Origin of the sequence: Formosa sejongensis (genome assembly GCF_033447105.1) — a bacterium.
In the GTDB taxonomy this organism is placed as follows: domain Bacteria; phylum Bacteroidota; class Bacteroidia; order Flavobacteriales; family Flavobacteriaceae; genus Formosa.
The window spans coordinates 1-19,548 of record NZ_JAWQUN010000021.1 but is presented as its reverse complement, the minus strand read 5'-3'; the positions used below and the strand labels follow the sequence as shown (position 1 = coordinate 19,548).

Genomic DNA, 19,548 nt, shown 5'->3' with positions numbered 1-19,548 from the left:
TTTTTAAATTACATTTAATTTACTTCAGACTGAAGAACGATACCCATTAAAATTATTTCCAAGTAATTTTAGCCTTTCTAGTCTCGGTATCTAACCAAACACTTGCGTGTTCAAATTCACGAGTAAAAATCCATCCTTCTGGATTAACACGTTTAAAATCTGCTTTTGGGCTCCCTAGTGGTTTATTTAATTCAGGATAATTTATTAAATTACCATCTGCTAGATTCCAACCCCAGTTCCATTGAAAATACGCATACGGTTGTGCACCAATAAGGAAACACGCTTGGTGGAATTCTAATTGATCTTTAGATTTTTGTTCCATACCATCGGTATCTGTTGCGCCAATAGTGATATCTGTTTTCCCCTTACCTTTTGCTCCGAAACGGTAAATAGACATTTTTCCAGCTTTATAAATTCGTAGCATGTCTTCCCAATCTTTTAAAAGACTTTCTTTACTCATAACATCGTCATTATAATGCTCGAACATAAAACCATCACAAGAAGGAAAAACCTCTTTCGTATTGGCAGCGTTGTTACCAATCAATATTTTATCTGGCCCTATTTCTTTTTTTAAATTAGCCATCATTTCACCTTTAGCTATTGCTATTTCAGCTATTTTATCATTAGGATAATCCATATCTAGCCCCACATTCATACGATCAATAAAAATACCATCGGCACCTGAGGTTTTAACACCTTCAGCGGCAGAGTTTACCCACCATTTACGGAAATCAGGATTCAAAGCATCAAAATAGTATGAAAATGCAGGTTTTGTTTTTTCTCTTAATTTTCCTGTCTCAGGACTAATAAAAAGAAATTCTTCTAATTCTGGGTTTTCAGCAATGCCTTCAGGAGTAAATTCGTGATTCAAACTAGGATAAGGCCATGCTAAATAAGAATTATAATAAAATAGAACTTTAGATTTAGGGTTGATTTTGTGAAACGCTTCCACTTCATACTTTGTACCTAATACTTGATCGCCAAGCTGATTGAAGGCATGTGATTTTTCGATACAAATAAAATCTGTCTTATCTGCTATAAACGCAACCTCTTTTGGTTCTAGAACACGATCAATATCACCAAAATGATAGTACATTGGTGTACTTTCCCAACTAAATTTCGGGAATAATGCGTTTGTTTCAATCATTTTTGTTGGGGCTTTTGATGTCCCGCATGAAGTCAAGCAAAATGTAATTAAACACAACATGCTGAATGCTTTTATAGATCTTGTATTTTTCATTTTCAAATTTTATTTTTTATATATTCTTGTATTTTTAATTAATTCCATCATTTTAATAATGACTATCTAGTTATAGTCCTAGACTTATTTAACCGTCTTACTGAATGAGTTTCATCATCTCATTATTATATGTGGGTCAATAAATTAGCATTGAGACCCTGAAACGCGTTCAGGGTGACGTCCGTTTTTTGACTTATTTCAGACAATTTATTTTAATATTCAATTTTAAAACCTCAATTGTATTACTACTCTTTTTAAAAGTTTTATTTATCGGATATAGATGTTAATGGTTTCGCAATTCGTCCACTTTTTTATTGGCATTATTAGCCAAATGTCTTTCGTAATCTTGGGTATATAAAGTAGCAACTGTGGTATATTCCTTTGGTAAATTATTGTAATTGGCCCAAGCAGCATCGTACACTTTTATCCACTTCTTAATGGCTTTCTTATCACCCTTCGCTTCCGCATCGGATATATTAACCACTGCTCTATAAATTTCATACAGTCGTAATCCATATTCGGCCGATCCAATAGCGTAATCTTTGGTCGCTTCACTATCCCAATGAATAGATTTCGCCAACTTAACAATTTCCTTCCATTTTGCTACAGCTTCATCTTTTTGTTCTAGATTTCGCTTTTGCCCTACGGCATCTTTAGCAGGCGCAGGCCATCCGATTCCTTGATCTCGTGTCCACCACACATCACTAATATCATTTTGCACCGTATTCCTACCACGTACAACAGCTTCTGCAGACAGTAAGCAGAGCGATCTAAATTTAGCAACATCATCTCCTTTTAAATGTAAGCGTTCTGTAGCATATCTATTAAAAATAAATGCTTCACTTTGTTCTGTATTTTGAGCCCACTGCGCCATAACCCATGCGTTTAAATCGCACCACATTTCGTTTTCAATATACGGACCATCCCAGCCACCACCGCGAGACCATGTCCAGATTCCTGCATATAAATCAGGAGTGGTTTCTACAAATTCTCGAACACTGTTTATTTTATCTTCCGGCATATTCGCATGCTCCTCGAAACCTTCAATAACACCATTGGCAATATAATTAGGATATGCACCTTTACCTTCGTATTCTCGAGCTGCTTGCACTTCTATAATTTGAGGATGACGCCCTTGGCCAATCAGTTTACTAAACGGACGTGCTCTATGGAAATCACCTTCACATTGTTTTATACTTATAATTAGGTTTTCATGAGGGTCGACAGCGTTACTCACTTCCATATAAGTGCTTTCATCTCTATCGAAGGCATTCCACGTTCTAAAAATGAGTTGCTTATTGCGTTTCACACAGATTTCTTCTCTCAAGATATTCATAAGAGGAATGATTGTTTTATCTGCACTCGTTTTATCTTGTATCGCCCCTTGATGATAGGGTGCATCATGTAAATACGTTTCTCCAATACGCACCACCAAACCATCTAGATCAGGAAATTGATCGAACATTTCGTTAATTTGAGCACGTATTAATTTCTCTGTAACCGGATTGTTAGGATCGTTAAACGTATCTTCTATTTCATATTTTTTAATGAGACGTTTTGGAAATAAGATGAGGTCTGACATCGCATAAATCGACATATCTTCAGCCTTGCATTGGGCATGCATTTTTTTTATCTGTTTAGCTTTGGCATCGACCCACTTCCGATCTTCTGACCCTTTAGGTAAAATATCAGGATCTACAGACTCCCAATTAATGGCTAATGCAGGAGATTCGAATAAGAAATAGACTTTCCCATTATAGCCCATTTCTTTAATAAATGCGGGATCATTATAATCTGAATTATACGGTGTGTCACCTGGATTATGATGTACCATATCAAGAACTAAAGGCGTATTAATTTGCTGTCCAATCGCATTGGTAAAAGTGATACTAATTAGTACGACCAATAACAACCTTAATTTATTGTAAGTATTTGAATGATTCATAGAAATGCGTGTAGAGTTTATTGAAACAACCATTTTATCGAAAACCCCGAGGTAGCTCCTCGAGGTATTCTTTGCTATTAAATCTTATTTTGCTGTGATTAAAATTTCTTGTCCTGCAACAGTTTCAATATCATACTCGAAAATCGGTTTTAAAACCAATTCTTCTAATGTTGCTTTTTTAGAAATTATAGGCTCCTTGATATCTGGTACTTGATAAAATGGATTTGGATTTACTCCTGAAGCTACTGTCATCCCATTCTCTCCATCTAATGTTAATGCATTATAAGAACGTACACGACAATTACCACCTAAAGTAGATTTTATTACCGCTGTTACAACAGCACCATTTTCCCATTCTAAATCGATAATTTCGAAACCACCTCTTGCTCTCAGTCCGCCTACAGAACCCTCTGCCCATACATCTGGAAGTGCAGGAATAAGATGAATTGCTCCATCGTGACTTTGTACAATCATTTCGGTTAAACCTGATGTAAATCCGAAGTTACCATCAATTTGAAATGGTGGATGTGCATCTAACATATTTGCATACGTTCCTCCGCCTTGTGGAGAATCTGGACGACCAACTAATTTGATTTGATCTCCCATTAATTTATACGCATGATTTCCATCTAGTAATCTTGCCCATAAATTAATTTTCCAGTTCATAGACCATCCTGTTGAAGGATCTCCACGCTGAATTAAAGTATTTTCTGAACCTTTAAATAATTCAGGATTTCTATATGGAGAAAATAAGTTAGATGGGTATAATCCGTATAAATGAGAGACGTGACGGTGTTTGTCTTCCGGATCGTCTAAATCGTCCATCCATTCTTGAATCTGATTGTATTGTCCTATTTTTAGTGGAGGTAACTTTGTTAAGGTTTCTTCCATTTGTTTCACTAAGTCGGCATCTACATTCAACACCTTTGCAGCAGCGATTGTTTTTGTTAACATATCGAAAACCAACTGACTATCCATAGAGGCACTTTCCACGATATTTACACTTTTCGGACGCCCTTTAGGTGCATGTTCTGGTGAAATTGTTGGCGAAATTATTAACCATCCGTTTTTTGGATCTGGCGTTAAAAAACTCATACAAAACTCTGAAGCGCCTTTCATTGCAGGATATACAGATTCCAAATACGCCACGTCTCCGTTAAACATATATTTTTCCCATAAATGCTGTGCCAACCAAGTTCCTCCTGTGGTCCACATGCCCCAAGTTGCACCATCTACTGGTCCTGTAATTCTCCAAAGATCTGTGTTATGATGTGTCACCCAACCGTCTGCGCCATACATTACTTTTGCTGTCTCTTGTCCGGTAACCGAAAGGTCTTTTACCAAATCGATTAAAGGATCGTGCATTTCGGATAAATTAGTTACCTCTGCAGGCCAATAATTCATTTCAGTATTAATATTCACCGTGTAGGCACTTTTCCATGGTGGTGTTAAATCTTTACACCAAATCCCTTGTAAGTTTGCTGCTTGCCCACCTGGTTGAGAAGAAGAAATTAAAAGGTAACGCCCAAACTGAAAATATAAAGCCGCTAAGCTAGGATCGTTTACCGTGCTAAATTCTTTAATTCTAACATCTGTCGGTTTATCGTCATATTCAGAAGTCCCTAAATCTAAAACCACTCTATTAAAGTACTTTTTATAAAAATCTGAATGGTTAGTTTTTAATTGTTTGTAGTCCTTCTTTTCTGCTTTAGTAATGTAATCTGTTGCTTTTTTATGCGGATCTCCACTAACATCATTATAATTCACAAAATTAGTAGCTATTGAAATATAAAGCGTAACACTATTGGCTTTAGAAACCTCAAGTGTATTGTTTGCAGCTGTTACACTACCACCTTCGTTTACAATTTTAACGCGCGATTGAAATTCTACTTTCCCTTCAATAGGGGCTGCATTTCCTAATCTTTTATTTAAATTATCACTTCCAAAACCAACCATTTTCAACACATTATCGCCTTCTGTAGACACGGTAACTTTTGCAGGTTCTGGACGATCCATGTCGGCAGTAAAACTTAATTCACCATCTTTATTTGCGGTTAATCGCATTACAATAACTTGATCGGTGAAAGACGTAAAGATCTCACGTTTATATTCTACCCCATTCGCGGTATACGTTGTTGTATTTACGGCATTTACGATATCTAATGCGCGATTATAATTTGAATATTCACCTTGATTTAAAAAATCTAGTCTTAAATTCCCAACCGTTTCATAAGGCATTCCATGCGATGTCTTAGAAATTATTTTAGCATTCGCCAGGTTATGGGCAGCTTCAAATTCGCCATTAAATAACAATTTTCTAATTTCTGGAATGGCAGCTTTTGCTTCTGGATTATCGTTTCTGTGAGGTCCACCAGCCCAAAGTGTACTTTCGTTTAATTGAATATTTTCATGTTCAGGAAGTCCGTAAACCATAGCTCCCAAACGCCCATTTCCTATAGGCAATGCTTCATTCCAATCGGCAGCAGGAGCATCATACCATAATTCTAATTTAGGTTGAACTTTTGAGTTTTCTTGATCGTCTACATTTTGTTTTGAATTACTATCATCACAGCTATATAAACTAAAAAGCAGCAATACAAACAATGCTTTTAATAGGTTAATCCCATTTACATGATCTGCTAAATAATGCTTTGGTATTCGTAAAGCAATAGGTTTTGGTGAATTCATTAGTCATTTTTTTTAGTTTGTTTCTCTTTTCTTAATCCAATAACAATATCGTTTTTTAATTCATTTTTTGATATAAATTAAAGGTCATTGAGTATAAATTATGAGTACTTAACACCAGAATAGTACCAGTCTCACCAAACTGTACCCTAGCATCGTCGTTTTTTATAATTTACCGCGCTGAAAATTCAACAGTCACCTCAACCCATATTTTATTTTTTATTGGACTCCTCTTTTAAATGAGAACATATAAATTGAGTCGCATAATCGTTAATTTCTTCTATAGATGGAGAAATATCTGACCCCTTAAAACTATGTCCTGCATTTTTAATGGTTAACAATTCGACGTCTGCATTTTTTTCATTTGCAACTTCTACCATATATGTGGAATTAATGATGGGTAAGGTCGTGTCTTTTTCTCCATGCAATAATAAAATTGAAGGACTACTTTCTGTTAAAAGTTCGGTTGGACTAAGTAGTTTTGCCAACTCAGGTTTCTCATTTAAGGGCGCTCCTAAAAGGCGAACAAAAAGCGTTTCATCTTCAAAAATAGAACCAGGCCTTAACTCAGGATTAACACAGGACGTAAATGGAAAATAAGCCGCTACACATTTAAATTCAGGATAAAAACCTGACAGCTCCAAATCGCCTATAAAATCAGAATTATCTCCTAAGGCTGTAACAAGACTAAGATGTCCTCCGGCAGAACCTCCCCAAACACCATAGTTTTCTGTATCTAATTTATACTGCTCGGCATGTTTTAATAGAAACCTTGCGGCATCTTTAGCATCGACGACAGCATCATAAGCCGTAGAATTCCCACGAGCTTTCCGATATTCTATTGTTGCACAAACAACGCCATGATCTAAAAGCGAATTCAGAGAGCGAAGATATGATTTCAGTAATATATTATATTGGCTTCCTCCTGCCCAGCCACCACCGTGCACATGTAGCATCCATGGGTTTTCAGGCTGAATTTTACTGGAATCCGGATAGAAAATAGTCATTTTTAACGCCACACTATCTACCGTTTTATACACGACAACTTCTTTCTTTTTAAACGTCTCCAGAATGGCTTGTTCTTCTTTATTTTGTGCTAATCCTGATGTTTGCATGGCTAGAACACAGAACAACAAAACAGCAGCTTTGCCAAATTTATTTGTGATATTAATTATTTTCATAACTTTTGCTTATTTATAATCGTGTCCTAAATAATATTATATGTTCATTTTTTTCATTGATAAAAAGATCCTTCGACTTCGCTCTGGATAAACCAAGCCAAAAAAATCTAGGCTTACGAACTTTTATCTAAATTTTTCGTTCATTATCTAAATTTAAAGAACTCGCTACTAAAAATCAACAATATAGAAACATACGTTTAGCTCAAACAGCTTTAAATTTTACGATACTTTCTCTTCAAATTTTACGATAAATTTTCGATAGGCCAAACCAAAAAACAAAATTCAACTTATGTAGAAAAGTACCTCCCCCAGTACAAGTAATTCCATAAAGTCAGCAGCGGCAAATCTTTTTGAAAAAAGAGATTAATCGTTTAGGACGATATTGGTTTATTTACTAAAACACTCTATAGTTGTTAATTCTGTACTCCCACCTCTTTCGCTACAACCAGAAGCGATATACAGTTTCTTTTTATACCAAATAAGCTGTGTACCATGTCTTCCTGTATTTAATGACGGTAACGTACTCCACGTGTCTGTTTTTGTGTTTAACACCTCGACTTCATCATGTGCAGAAACCTGCGTCATACTTTCTCCGCCTGTAAACAAAATAGAATCGCCAATACATATAGAGGTACACCCTGCACGTTCTGTTGGAACGTGTTTATCTAAAGTACTCCATGTCCCTGTTTTAAAATCATAGACATCAATTTCTGAAACGGTTATATCCATAACTTTTTTAATATGTCCAGACGAACGTCTACCTCCTAAAAGGTATAATTTATCATTACAAATCACTGAGGTTGCATGATCTCTTGCTCTTGGCGCATCTGCTAGTTTTTCCCAAGTCCCTGTTTTAAAATCGTAAACATCGAACCATGTTACATGTCCATCCCAATGTCCGTCTGTAATACCACAGGCAATATAAAGTTTATCTTTATAGACATTAGCTGTTGTAGATGCTCTAGCTCTACCTTTAGGCATGTTAAATCCTTTAGACCAACTATCTTTTTTAGGGCTATAAATATAGGCGTTTTCCAAAGGTGTTTCATGAGGATATTTTCCTGTATGCGCACCTATAGCGTAAATATTATCTTTATATGAAAATCCTTGAAAATGATGAATTTCTATTGGTGGTTTTGCTCCGCTAGTCCATGTATTTGTCTTTGGATTAAAAATGGACACATCCTGAACACGTCTTCCTCCTAAGAGATAAAACTTTCCCTCTACTTCAATAAAGGCAGCTTCATGTCGCGCTACAGGATCTCCATTAGTTTCAAGTGTTTTCCATGTGTAATTTTCAAAAGATTGGGCAGATACTTGCTGAACAAAAACAATTAATACTAGACAAGTCCATCTTACTAAAACATCGTACATAATAAATCTATTTTTTTTATATTATTCATTCTATAAAACCTAAAAAGGTATAAAAAAAAGCCCAGAAGTGATTCTGAGCTTTTAAAAATTTAAGTTGAGTTTTTGCACTTGGTTAAAGTGTCCTTACAACTTTACAATTCTTTTAGAAACACTTTTAGCGTTGTCTTTTACATTTAGGATATAAATACCACTAGACAGTTTAGATACATTCATTTCAAGTTTAGAGCTACTAGCATTCATTTCCATAACTTTTTGACCAGCAACATTAAATAAAGCGACTTTAGTTTGAGCGATATTTAAATTGTTTTTCTCTAAATTAATAGAAAGAAAATCTGTTGTAGGGTTTGGATACACACTTACGCTTAAAGCATCAACATCGCCTACAGAAAGTGGCTGACTATTAGTAAATTGAAATGCATCGATATTAAATAAATATCTAGATTCAACTTCTGGATCAAGCACAAACACGAAATAAACATCTTGATTTTCTGAAATTCCACTAGTATTTACAGGTACTGATACAGTTACAAATGAGTTCCAGTTTCCGGTATTAATTATATCAGATGTTCCAATAAGAGTTCCATAAATAGAACCCAATCTAATTTCAACATATCCACGACCATTAGGTGCTGCAGCTGATATATTAATACCATCGGCACAATTAATATCTTGATCTAAAAATGCAAGCCAAGATGCTGTTTCCACATTTCCAACAGTTTCATTCTCTTGTATTACTAAAGCATCAGACATACTAGAAGCATATTGAGCTTCAAGAAAAGGATAGGACGTTGGACAGTCTTGTGCAGACGCAGATAAGCTTGCCGCGAAGATTAACACAAAGCTTAACGCTTTGATGGCATTTGAAATAAATTTTAAAGGTAGTTTTTTACAATCCATAATTTTAAGTTTAATAATTAGTTAATAATGTTTGATAAAAGTATTCATTATCATAACATTAGACTCTAAACCATAGGTCAATCACTATAAATTAGCACCTATTTTTAAGTGGGAATCGCTATAAAACCAGGGATCTATCTTGATAAACGTAAAGGAAGATCGTTTCTCTCTAATAAAAGTATTTATTACTTTTAGATTAACTATTTAGGAACCATAACTTCTTATATTTTATTAAAAAGAAATATTTTTATTACTTATTATTGATATAGCACAATACCTATACAAATATTCGTTTCTAGTCATAATTGCTATTTAGCCGTCAAGCTGAACCCGTTTCAGCATCTCATTATTTTTAGTATAAAGAAATTAAAAAAGAGAGCCCCTAAAATCAAAGATTCTTTAATTTAAAATAAAACCTAAGTATAAAGGCGTTTAGAGTGACGTGCATTCTAGTCCTATTACAAACAATCAATAGACCTGTTTACGTCGTTTTAAGAAACCAAAATCATGCTTCTTTAAATTAAAAATCTCAGTAGCCCCTAAATTGAGATGCTACTGAGATTTTTAATTGGTTTATAATTTGTAATGCCTTTTTACAACGTGATTACAAAACAGTAAACTTTTCTTGAAGATGAATATCTACAGACGAACTCCCGATTAATATTTCGAAAGTTCCAGGTTCTACGGTCCAATTCATATGTTTATCTAAGAGCTCTAAATCTTCTGGTTTTAACGTAAAATGAACTGTTTTCGTTTCTCCTGCCTGCAAATGCACACGATCAAATCCGCGAAGTTGCGATTCGTAAGTTGTTACACTGCTCACTTCATCTTTTAAATACAATTGAACCACTTCGTCTCCTGCGCGTTTCCCAGTGTTTTTCACTTTAAATGACACTTCAATATCACTTTGAGATTGCTTCGTTTTCTGATTAATAACTAAATCACTATACGCGAATGTGGTATAACTTAAGCCATACCCGAAAGGATATAACGGACCTAATACACGTGTGTTTCCATAACCATTCGGCCCTGCTCCTGGTTGACCTGCTTGCGAGCCTGGTTTATATGGAAAATTTAATGGAATTTGCCCTACAGATTTTGGAAAGGTAACGGTTAGTTTACCGCCAGGATTATAGTCTCCAAATAACGTTTCGGCTATAACTTCTCCTGCCGCTGTACTCGGGAACCAAGCTTCTAAAATAGCTGGTAAAAATTTATTTTCCCAATTAATTGTCAAGGGTTGCCCATTTATTAGGACTAATACAACAGGTTTTCCTGTAGCATATAATGCTTGTACCAATTGAAATTGACGTCCTGGAAGCCCTAAACTTGTTCTGGATTTGGTTTCACCTACACGTTTTTCATCTTCACCAACTACGGCAATTATAATATCAGATTTTTGGGCTTGTGCTACAGCCTCTGCTATACTTGCTTCTTCTGAAGCAGAAAGCGGTGTTGGAATAATTTCGCTTCCTGGCCAATCTGGATCTACGATATCACACCCTTTTACATAAGTGACTTCAGCTTTATTTTTTGCGTAATTTTTAACGCCTTGATATACGGATGTCGACGGGTTAAACGCTGGACCATAACGACTATACGTAAAACTCACTTGGTCTGCTAAAGGTCCGGTAACCAATATATTTTTAAGTGCATTAACATCTAAAGGGAGTAAATTATTTTCATTTTTTAAAAGCACTAACGACTCTCTGTTGATTTGTTTTGAAAATGCTTCATCGGCGTCAGTGTGTACTAAATCATCTGAATCTTTTGGATTTTCAACATAAGGCTGATCAAACAATCCTAATCTGAATTTCACTTTTAAAACATCTGCAACTCTATTATCGATGGTTTTCATTGAAATTTTTCCTTCATGAATCAATTCTCGTAAAGGTTCTATATACGATTCTGGAGTTCTAAAGGTCGTTCGTACATCTAAACCAGCTTCGACCACTTGTCTAACGGCTTCCTTATAATCTTCAGCAACATGATGTTTTTCTGACACATATTCTACCGCTTCACTATCTGAAACCACATACCCATCAAAACCATATTGTTCTCTAAGTAATTCGGTTAAAAAATAACGGCTTGCCGTAATTGGAACCCCGTCATAATCGTTATAACTACTCATCACGCCCATAGGATGTGCTTCTTTAATGACACGTTTAAAGGGATATAAATGAATTTGATGCATTTCTCTTGGCGCCACATGCGGATCTGTACGTGCATCGCCATCTCGAGCTCCTTTTGGAACACTATACACTGCGAAATGTTTTAAGGTCGCTGCGACACCTTGCGATTGGATACCTAAGGTCATTTGTTTCCCCATTTCGGCAATATGATATGGATCTTCGCCATAACATTCGAGCACTCTCCCCCAACGCGGATCTCTAGCCACATCTAATATAGGTGCATATACATTTGTATATCCTAAAGCCTTGGCTTCTCTCCCAACCATGGTTCCGGCCTGTAAAACCAAATCTTTATTCCATGTACTACCAATACCAATAGGCGCTGGCAAGGGTGTTGCTTTTTCATGACACAAACCATGTACACCTTCGTTGGTAAAATCGACAGGAATACCTAAGCGTGTTTCTTCAATAAACCACTTCTGAACTGTATTTATCGCTTCGGCATGTGTGCTATAAGGGTACGCATATGGTGAATGCGTCTTTTCCTGATTCCAAATGGTATTTAAGTGTTCGTCGATATTTGCGATACCATCTTTCCAAACGCGATTCTTCCAGGCTTCAGTTGGTAATTCATCTTCTAAAACACGAGCATAACCGTATAGGGTTGCCATTTGACATGTTTTTTCATCAACATTCATTAACGAGATTAGATTTTCTACACGATCATCAATAAGCGCTTTAGGATCTTCATACACATCCATCACCCCATTTTTATTGAAATCTATCCAATCTTTATGATATATTTTTAAACCGTCTCCCTTAAAAGAAGACATTATAAATACACTTGCCAAAAGGACTACTATAGTTTTACTTTTCATTTTTAGATAGGTTTTTTAGTGCTTCAGGGTTTTCCATAATAGCTTTTGCATCTTCTGGATTTGTTTTTTGTATTCCAGTGAGTAAATAAATAATCATTCCTGCATCCGAAGGATCGAAATCCCCTTTTTTAATACATGTTTCCTGTCTTTTATACAACCAATCTAATTGTTTAGTAACAGATTTTGATTCTTGTCTTATGGCTAAGGTATTAATCCAATCGAATTTATCTATCGATGCTTTCATACCATCATAATCGTCTCCACCATTTTGATTTATAATTCTATCGCAAATCAATCCGTCGTCTTCAAAACTAGATTTTATTTCTTTCCATGTCCATCCCGAATGCTGTTCCCAATCGTTTGGTTTGTCAGAATGATTATCGTTCCAACTGTGATGAGATATAATACGAACAAATTTCAATTTAGAAACATCTGCTTGACTAATCGCACTGCCCACAACCTGCATTGGGCCCGCTGCAATAATCGTTAGTGGATTGTCCGGTGTAGACTTATTTATTTCTTTAGTTATAGCCTGAATGGCTTTTGTAGAATCGGCTACTGCTTCAATAAAATTGGTCGTATTAAAATGAAACACCTTCTGACCTTCCAAAGCACTGATTTGCATTTCTTTTTCTGCATTTTTATGATCGTGATTACTCCCCCAAATGTGATCGCTAAAGGCGTAAACCGTTAAACTATCTTGCAGTCCGCTTGCTGCCAATAAAGCCAATGAAAAAGGTGTTGCTGCCCAGTCGTCATGATCGTGTTCATTTCCGTCGGAACTTATAACAATGCGACCATTAGTGTATGGGATCGTTTGTGCACATAACGTGGCACTTAAGGTAAAGGCTAAAATAAGAATGATATAGTTTTTCATATGAGTATGCGTTTTAAAAGCGGTTAAAAGGGACTAAAACTTGGGTAGTATAAAAATAGGCGTATATCATCGGAAGATGCCCACCTAAACTAGAATGAATTTGTAATCTGATATTCGGATTTAACACGGAAGTGTCTACCACTGTGTTTAGTGCCAAAGTTAATTGATTTGCTATTTTTTTAAAAGCATTGCCTTTAGAGCATTCGGTTTTCAGATGCTCTGCAGTACGGTAGCATAACATGGAAAAAACACCACTTAAAACGATGGTTCTGAAAACGGTCATATTGTATTATCTTAATTAAAGTTAATAATACAAGTATAAAAAGTCTTAAGTTATAATTTTATAAATCATGAATCTAAAATCATAACTTAAAACCCATTTTACATAAAAGATTGCAATATCTCCAGATTAACTCTTCATTTCTGGAGCTTCACCATTATTTTCTGAATCTTGACTTTTATTTTTTTCAACATACTCACTTGGCGTCATATTGTATAATTCTTTAAACGTTTTTCCAAAATAAGCTGCTGAATTAAACCCAGCCAAATGTGTAACTTCTTTTATGGTATTTGCATCTTGCAACAACAAATCTGATGCATATTTTAAACGAATAGTTCGAATAAAATTACTCGGATTTTGTCCGGTAATAGATTGTATTTTTCTATAAAATTGGGAACGCCCTATACCTACTTCTTTAAGTAAGTGTTCGAGTTTAAATTCGGTGTTACTAATATTATCTAATATAATTTTCGTTGTCTTTTCTAAAAAAGCCTCATCTATAGAATTGCTCGTCGCTTCGCTTGGCGCAATAACAGCACCTAGCTTAGAGAATTTTTCTCTAATAACACGTTTAGATTCAAGCAGATTCGCAATTCTAGCTTTTAATACATTTAGGTTAAAGGGTTTTCCTAAATATCCATCTGCACCTGTTTTATAACCTTCAATCCGGTCTTCTTCAAGTGCTCTTGCTGTTAATAAAATCACAGGAATATGACATGTTTCAAACTCCGATTTAATCCTTTTACAAAGTTCAAAACCATCCATTTTTGGCATCATAACATCACTAACTACAATGTCTGGATAATGCTTTAAAACCTTTTTCAAACCTTCTTCTCCGTTTACAGCTTCAATAATTTCGTAATGGTCTCTTAATTCGTTTTTTAGATGCTCACGTAACTCTTTGTTATCTTCAACAATCAATACTTTAGGAAAGTCTTTTTTCTCTGTCGATGATTCCTTATCGACAATTTCTTGAGTATCTTCAGAAATAAGCATATCGTACTCGACAGATTTCATAGAGTTAATTAAGAATTCATCCTTAATATCTTCTACAACGCTAGATTCTGCTTTTTTATTATAAGGAATTCTAACTACAAATTTACTTCCTTTTCCAAACTCACTTTCCACAAAAATTTCACCGCCGTGCAATTCTACAAGACCTTTACTAAAATTTAATCCGATACCTGTTCCCGTTTTGTTAATATCCACATTATAGAATCTAGAAAACACCTTTTTCAGTTGTTCTTTATCAAGCCCTATTCCTGTGTCTTCAACAATAATTTCAATATAATTTGTTAGCTTTTTATGCTTACCAATTATTTTTGAACCGCTTTTCTTCTCTAAAACCTTATTTACAGACACATTAATTTCGCCTCCATTATTTGTGAATTTAATTGCATTTGAAATTAAGTTTGTAAGTATTTTTTCAACTTTATCAAAATCATAAAAAGAAAATAATTGATCGGATGATGTGGTAAATGTATACTCTATATTTTTCTTTGTTGCCAATCCTTGAAACAGTGAGAAAATATCGTTACTAAACTTAATTATATCGCCTTTTTGTACTTGTAAAGGCGCCATACCCACTTCCATTTTTCTGTAATCTAATAACTGATTCACCAAATACAATAAACGTCTGGCACTACGCTGAATAGAATGTGCAGATGTTTTAACCAACTCAGGATCGTCTATTCCAGATATTAATTTATCTAACGGATTTAATATTAAAGTTAATGGCGTTCTAAATTCGTGAGATACATTAATAAAGAACTCTAATTTCATTTGGCCGAATTCACGTTCTTTTTCATCCTTAATTCTGTTAGTGAAGAATCGGTTTAAATACCATAGCAAGCCTATAAATAAAATAGCATAAATTGTATATGCACTCCATGTTTTCCATGGTGGTGAATTTAACCTGATATCAATTGAAGAAATTGGTGCACTATCCCAATCTCCATTTACAGAAGCTTTAACTTTAAAAGTGTATAAACCTGGTTGTAAGTTTGAATAATTTACAGATCTATTTATCCCTGAACGAATATATTCATTATCTAAACCTTCCATTTTATAAGCATATCTTACTTGCTCTTGATTTTGGAAATGAAGTGCGATAAAATCAAATGATAAGTTAGTTTGATTATAGTTTAATACCAATTTTTCGGTTTCGGAAATAGGTTTTGATAAAACAAACTTTGTATTAATACGTTCGCCAGCTTTAATATATTTATTGTTAACCTTTAAAGCAGAAATTTTAGGATATAGTTTAGTTGATGTTGTAATTGTAATATCTGAAGGCTGAAAAATATTAAATCCATTAATACCTCCAACAATTATACGACCGTCTTTTGTACGATCTATAGATTTACTTTGGTATTCGACACCTTGAATTCCATCGTGTGTATTAAAATTTTTAAACTGATCCGTTTCTGGATTAAGGAATGACAACCCACTCTTAGACGTTATCCAAAAATTATGATTTAAATCTTCTTTAATTCCAGTAATTAAATTGTTTGGTAAACCTTCTTGTGAAAAATAAGATTTAATCAAATTCAAATCTGAATCTAATTTAAAAATACCATTATCTGTACCTAACCAAATATGATGAAGATGATCTTCGGTTATATAATTAATACGATTTCCTGTAATGCCATTAATATTAACACTTTTAAAATCAATTTTTTCAGGAATTCGCTGACTTAAACTATCTAAATTAACATAATTTAAACCTAAAGCTGTTCCCAATAATAAGCGATTTTTAGAATCGATAATTAAAGAAGGAATGAAATTACTGAGCAATCCAGACTCTGTATTATCACCAATTTTATAATGATAGAATGTTTGATCATTCATATCATACACATCTAATCCCTCGTCTAATAAACCAAACCAAATTCTTTGTTTTTTATCTTCTGCACCAGACCAAACCGAATTTTGCCCGACTGTGGCAGTATTCAATTCACTATGTTCAAAACGTTTAAATTTATGCGTTTCTGGATCGAATCTATTTACACCTTTATCTAAAGTACATACCCAAATATAGCCATCGCTATCTTCAAAAGTATACATGATTTTATTAGAACTCAGTGAATTAGTATCATTCGGATTAGAACTAAAAGATTGAAAAGTTCTATCGGCTTCCTCAAATAAATTTAAACCACCATTGTAAGTGCTTATCCAAATTCTTTGTTTTGAGTCTTGTAAAACCGATTGTACAATTTTTTCATTTAAACCGCGTTCCCTTCCTTCTTGGTAATAATAATGTCCGAAGCTTGATTTTTTAAAATCTAATTTGCTAACACCTTCATTATAAGTTGCAATCCAGAATACTCCATCTTTATCTTCTATTACTTTTGAAACTTGATTGTTTGGTAAGGAAAATGGGTCGGAATTATCATGTTTTAAGTGCTGTAATTGTCCGTTGGTTTTGTCGTAAAGATATATTCCATATCCATCGGTTAACATCCACACAATTCCTGAACTATCTTGATAAAAATTATAAATAGGGATACTTTTTTCGGTTAACGAAATTTGCTCGAATGTGTTTTCTAAACGATTCCAAAAAATAATATTAGACATATCGTTTCCTATCCAGAAATCATTATCTGAATCTATATACAACCGTTTAGGAATATGATCTAATTCATAATGCGATTTACTTCTAATTAAAATACGATCGAAATTATTTGTTTCTAGATTATATTTATTTAGGTATTCTCCATTTGTTTCAACCCAAACGACTCCATTTTTATCCTGTACTATAGAATTTATATTATTATTATCAATCGTATTCTTATCTATACTATCGGAATAATAGTGGACAAATTTCATTTTATGTGAAATCGTATCCGTTTCTGTGAAATTTATTTTAACCAAACCACTATTGGTTCCAACCCACAACTCATTTTCAATTTCATCATATAAAAGTGAATTGACAATTTTACGAGGATTAATATCTTTTAAAGGGGCTTCGTAAAGTTTAATTTGAGCAAAAGTCTTAGTGTTTTTATTGAAGAAGTTAAGACCGTTGTTTGTGCCAATCCATAAATTACCATTTGAATCTTCCTTAATAGCATTAATTCTATTGTTACTTAAAGATGTAGAATCATTTAAAACTTGTCGGAATATTTCAAATTCATAACCATTATATTTGTTAAGGCCATCTATAGTTCCAAACCATAAAAACCCATCACTGTCTTGGAATACTTCCAAAACGGAGTTACTAGAAAGCCCATCTTCGTTATTTAAATTTTCAAACTTTAAATTTGCAAATTGGCCAAAAATAAGATTACAATAAAAACATAATACAACAAAATATAAATTCTTACTCATTCCATAGCTATTTTGTGAATTCTGCAATATTACTAAAATTTAACAGAAAGATATATTTAGTTATACACCAAAATTGAATAATTATTCATAACACTCATGTATAAACAATAGATTTACACAGTTAAAGACCTCATTATCATTATTTTAATGAAACTATAAAATTAATAAATTTTATATAAAAAATATTCGACACAAACTATTCAATAAGCATATCTCTTTTATTGAAAAGGACCATAATTTATATCATACCTTTCATTTTAGCACTTAACAGTACTATAACTAGTATTACCAAAATTCTATAAATTTAAACCCATCTGCTAGAAATTATGAGATATAATTTTGCTTAAACATATAAACGTCTAGAACATTCAAGTTTTGAGTTTTTAATCTAACAATTTCTAAATAAGGTGAAACAAGCCACCATAAAAGGATTAAATTGTAAAGAGATATACGTTATATTTATAGATGAAATACCAAAGAAAGAAACATAGAGTTATCAAATTGAAAACACTTTTAGTTCACTGTTAAAATAAATTTTTAAAACTTTCCTCTTTTACCCCGATCCAAGGTTTAGAGGAATTATTTAGAATTAAATAGGTGGAAATATCTTAATAAAGACACTGAAATAATAGAAAAAACAAAACCGGAGTTAAAGTAATACGAGGACCAAATAATGAATGAACTTAAATTTTAATATATGAAATTGGTCAATAGTAATGAATCAAATTGATGTAAAATTGTTCATTAATATTTTATAAATAACAAGTAAATTTAATCTTGAATTTAAAAGTCTCTAGTTAAATAGTTAGTGTTTTTATTACAGTAAACTGATACACTAAATTGTCTAGAAATGAAACTGAAATTACATAAAAAGGTTTCTACAGAATTATGACCGACTTAGAAACTAAAGTAAAATTATTGTTATAATTTTAACCGCGAATAAAACCAATATTTTAGTAACTTAAAAAGACAGCATATTAAAAAACAAGTTGTAGTATTAAACATCTTAAGAAATAAACTATGACCAATTAATACTTTTACAGAACCATATGCATTACTTCTTTATTATTTTTCGAAAAATGATTTTTAGCATAAAAACAAGCAATAAAAAATAACTTTAGAGAGTTGAACTAACTCAAACCATACATTTATACAATTTAGTCCCGTATATAAATGGAAACAACAAGTATCAGGAAGGGAGACACTAACTTTTTTTCGGTTTCTAAGGAGAAAGAAAATCAGTTTCAATGATGCTAAATATTATTTAGGTAAATACATACTCGTATCGAAACAAAATGGGTCAACTATAAAAAATTGGGGATAATGTTAGGATCAAGCACAAAAGTTGTGTGTGTGAATTGAAATAAGATCGCGATTTTTGTAAAAAAAACTCAAATTGGATAATTACCTAGAATTACTAAAACTCATACTTCCTGAGTTTCTCGTCGATCACTTTGATTTAATCAGAAACACTAAAAATGGAGAAGTCATGCATTTATATTTCGAAGAACGCAACACGATACCTAAAGAAGAATCAAGTAGAACGCTCATAGCACACGGATTCCATAAAGAAGTTACTATTCAAGATTTTCCTTTACGAGGAAACACCGTTTACCTCCACGTAAAAAGACGTAGATGGATTGATAAAAGTACTAAGGAAGTCGTTCAAAGAAATTGGAATTTTGTAGCACAGGGAACACGTATGACCAACGAGTTCGCTGATTTTTTAA

General features: G+C 33.5%; 11 protein-coding genes. 1 reads left to right on the top strand and 10 read right to left on the bottom strand.

Annotated elements, in window-relative coordinates; genetic code table 11:
* Nucleotides 1-52: 52 nt before the first annotated feature.
* The 10 genes from R6X41_RS15745 to R6X41_RS15700 all read right to left on the bottom strand — a co-directional run bounded on the left by R6X41_RS15745 (nucleotide 53) and on the right by R6X41_RS15700 (nucleotide 17,818).
* On the bottom strand, nucleotides 53-1,240 hold the full coding sequence (locus tag R6X41_RS15745; protein ID WP_318501307.1) for a putative glycoside hydrolase: 1,188 nt from the start codon (nucleotides 1,238-1,240) through the stop codon (nucleotides 53-55).
* A 283-nt stretch (nucleotides 1,241-1,523) separates the two neighbouring features.
* Complete coding sequence (locus R6X41_RS15740) at nucleotides 1,524-3,185, bottom strand: hypothetical protein (protein WP_318501306.1); 1,662 nt, start codon at nucleotides 3,183-3,185, stop codon at nucleotides 1,524-1,526.
* Between the two features lie 84 nt (nucleotides 3,186-3,269).
* Entirely contained in the window at nucleotides 3,270-5,873 is a 2,604-nt protein-coding gene (locus R6X41_RS15735; protein WP_318501305.1) for a glycoside hydrolase family 95 protein, read from the bottom strand.
* 209 nt (nucleotides 5,874-6,082) lie between these two features.
* Nucleotides 6,083-7,051, bottom strand: a complete 969-nt coding sequence (locus R6X41_RS15730) for an alpha/beta hydrolase (protein ID WP_318501304.1) — start codon at nucleotides 7,049-7,051, stop codon at nucleotides 6,083-6,085.
* A gap of 387 nt (nucleotides 7,052-7,438) precedes the next feature.
* Entirely contained in the window at nucleotides 7,439-8,425 is a 987-nt protein-coding gene (locus R6X41_RS15725; RefSeq protein WP_318501303.1) for a Kelch repeat-containing protein, read from the bottom strand.
* A gap of 123 nt (nucleotides 8,426-8,548) precedes the next feature.
* Nucleotides 8,549-9,322: a T9SS type A sorting domain-containing protein gene (locus R6X41_RS15720; RefSeq protein WP_318501302.1), complete on the bottom strand. Its 774-nt coding sequence runs from the start codon at nucleotides 9,320-9,322 to the stop codon at nucleotides 8,549-8,551.
* A 604-nt stretch (nucleotides 9,323-9,926) separates the two neighbouring features.
* Nucleotides 9,927-12,332 (bottom strand): glycoside hydrolase family 3 N-terminal domain-containing protein, encoded by a 2,406-nt coding sequence (locus R6X41_RS15715; RefSeq protein ID WP_318501301.1) that lies wholly within the window; start codon nucleotides 12,330-12,332, stop codon nucleotides 9,927-9,929.
* Complete coding sequence (locus R6X41_RS15710; RefSeq protein ID WP_318501300.1) at nucleotides 12,322-13,209, bottom strand: hypothetical protein; 888 nt, start codon at nucleotides 13,207-13,209, stop codon at nucleotides 12,322-12,324. The genes R6X41_RS15715 and R6X41_RS15710 overlap by 11 nt, the downstream gene beginning before the upstream one ends.
* A 13-nt stretch (nucleotides 13,210-13,222) precedes the next feature.
* A complete protein-coding gene (locus tag R6X41_RS15705) occupies nucleotides 13,223-13,492 on the bottom strand; it encodes a hypothetical protein (RefSeq protein ID WP_318501299.1) in 270 nt (89 codons plus the stop codon).
* 126 nt (nucleotides 13,493-13,618) lie between these two features.
* Entirely contained in the window at nucleotides 13,619-17,818 is a 4,200-nt protein-coding gene (locus R6X41_RS15700) for a two-component regulator propeller domain-containing protein (protein WP_318501298.1), read from the bottom strand.
* 1,396 nt (nucleotides 17,819-19,214) lie between these two features.
* On the opposite strand from R6X41_RS15700, the gene R6X41_RS15695 reads away from it, so the two are divergent.
* Nucleotides 19,215-19,548 (top strand): ISAon1 family transposase N-terminal region protein (locus tag R6X41_RS15695; protein WP_318501297.1); only part of this gene is annotated, 334 nt, incomplete at its 3' end.